The 2,611-nt window shown below is 40.7% G+C and carries 2 protein-coding genes; both read left to right on the forward strand.

Going from position 1 to position 2,611, the window contains the following annotated elements:
- The coding region (locus VF500_RS21710; RefSeq protein ID WP_330861686.1) for a family 20 glycosylhydrolase at positions 1-1,893 on the forward strand (1,893 nt) is incomplete at its 5' end.
- A 158-nt stretch (positions 1,894-2,051) separates the two neighbouring features.
- A partial coding sequence (locus tag VF500_RS21715; RefSeq protein ID WP_330861687.1) for a coproporphyrinogen-III oxidase family protein occupies positions 2,052-2,611 on the forward strand: 560 nt, incomplete at its 3' end.

Consider the following 2,611-nt stretch of genomic DNA (forward strand, 5'->3'; position numbering starts at 1 on the left):
GTAGAGTTAAAAAAGGTGGCCGAAATCCTGAAAAAAGAAATAAATGAACAAACAGGGTTCAACTTAAAAATCACCATCGGCAAACCCGGCAATGGCGATATTTATTTGACCCTGCATGAAGCGGATACAGCCATAGGTAGCGAGGGCTATTACCTGGCAGTAAACAAAACGGTTACCATCAGTGCTGTAAAATACCAGGGACTGTTTTGGGGTACGCGCTCCTTATTACAACTGCTTGAGCAAAAAACAACAATTCCAAAAGGAATTGCCAGGGATTATCCCGAGTTTAAAGTACGCGGTTTCGTACTGGACGACGGACGTAAATTTTTCAGTTTGCAATTTCTGAGAGACTATGTTAAAATGATGTCCTATTATAAAATGAACGATTTTCAAATCCATTTGAACGATAACGGATTTAAAAAGCAATTCAACAATAATTGGGATAGTACATATTCGGCCTTTCGCCTGCAAAATAACACCTACCCCAACCTCACTGCCAAAGATGGCTCCTATTCAAAAAAGGAGTTCATAGCCTTACAGCAATTGGCAAATGACTATGCCGTTCAAATCATTCCCGAAATAGATGTGCCTACGCACTCATTGGCCTTTACCAAGGTAAAACCGGAGATTGGCAGTAAGTTATATGGCATGGATCATCTGGACCTTCATAACCCACTTACCTATAGTTTTGTTGAAAACGTATTTAGCGAATATTTGTCAGGCGATCATCCGGTATTTACAGGCAAGGAAATTCATATTGGCACTGATGAATATGCTAAAAAAGATGCAGAGGCCTTTCGGGCATTTACCGATCACTTTATCAAATATGTGCAAAGTTTCGGAAAGAGTGTAAGGCTGTGGGGAGCATTAACCCATGCACAGGGCACTACTCCGATAACTGTAAAAAATGTAACCATGAACACCTGGTATAATGGTTATGCCAACCCTGTTGAAATGAAAAAGCTGGGTTACAACCAAATCAGCACACCTGATGGCTGGTTGTATATTGTCCCCGCAGCCGGCTACTATTTCGACTACCTGGACATCAAAAACATTTACAAAAACTGGACACCTTCTATTATAGGTGATGTAAGTTTCCCGGCCGGTGATCCAACTATTTTAGGCGGTTCATTTGCCGAATGGAATGACATTGTAGGTAATGGGATCAGTGAAAAAGATGTGAACGATCGGGTGTTCCCGGCAATGCAGGTATTATCCGAAAAAATGTGGGCAGGCACAGATACAGTTACAAAATATGAAGATTTTGCAGTGCTCAGTAAAAAAATAGGGGAAGGGCCTTCGCTAAACATCAGGGGTAAAATAGGTAACACCGATCAATCGCTGGTTAACTATTTTGGTTTCAATAGTAAAGACAAAAGAGTGAGGCTCCAAAAAGCCATTTACACAAAAGGGTATAATAAAAACGCCTTGAGTTTCGGGGGCAAAGACAGTTACGCCAAACTGCCTTATAAAGAAATTGGATACAATTACACGGTTTCATTCTGGGTCAATCCGGCAGTCAACAATTCAACCGATGCTGCTCTTTTTAAATCATCCAATTCAACAATCAAATTAAAGCAGGGCGATACGGGCAACCTGGGCTTTTCAAGAGATGGTTATAATTTTGATTTTAATTATTCGGTACCCGATAATACATGGACCCATATAGTTATTACCGGAACTAATAAAGGCACGGCCCTTTATGTAAATGGTAAATTACACGAAAGGCTCTATGATAATTTTACGCCATCAGATACCGACAAAACAAAAAGCCTGAAAGTAAAAACATTGTTCTTTCCGCTGCAAACCGTTGGCGGTTTTTATGGAAAAATAGATGAATTGTATATATGGAACAAAATACTTTCAGATGAGGAAATAGCCGGTTTGAAATAGTTGCTTAGCGCTTTATATCTCACCGTTACGATAAAATTATTCGTTACTTTGGTTAATTTTCAAGGTAAAAAAGTATTGTTGCAGTACCAAAACAGCGATAAAAAGCACGAAAACGTAAAATCGAAACGAGAGAAAAAACGATAAACAGATAATAAAAAATGGCAGGCATCTACATACATATTCCCTTTTGCAAGCAGGCTTGCCATTATTGCGATTTCCATTTCAGTACATCGTTAAAGTATAAGGACGAAATGCTGCATGCTTTGATCAGTGAGATCAAACTGCAAAAAACTTACCTCAACAGTGAAACCATCGAAACGATTTACTTTGGCGGAGGCACCCCTTCTGTTTTGGATGGCGATGAAATCAGCAGGATCATCAACACCATTACCGAACTGCACACTGTATCATCCACCGCCGAAATAACTTTGGAAGCCAATCCCGATGATCTGAAACCGGATAAACTCAAAGCGCTGAGACAAACACCGGTTAACCGCTTCAGCATAGGGATCCAGTCGCTTTTTGATGAGGATTTAGTTTGGATGAACCGCGTACATCGGGGGCAGGAAGCCGAATCATCGGTAAAGCGCGCCCAGGACGCCGGCTTTGAAAACATCACGGTCGATCTGATTTATGGCTACCCTATGCTCAGCGATACCAAATGGAAACAAAATCTGGATAAGGTGTTTGAGCTTAACGTTCCGCATGTATCAACCTA

Source organism: Mucilaginibacter sp. (genome assembly GCF_036383575.1).
Taxonomy (GTDB): domain Bacteria; phylum Bacteroidota; class Bacteroidia; order Sphingobacteriales; family Sphingobacteriaceae; genus Mucilaginibacter.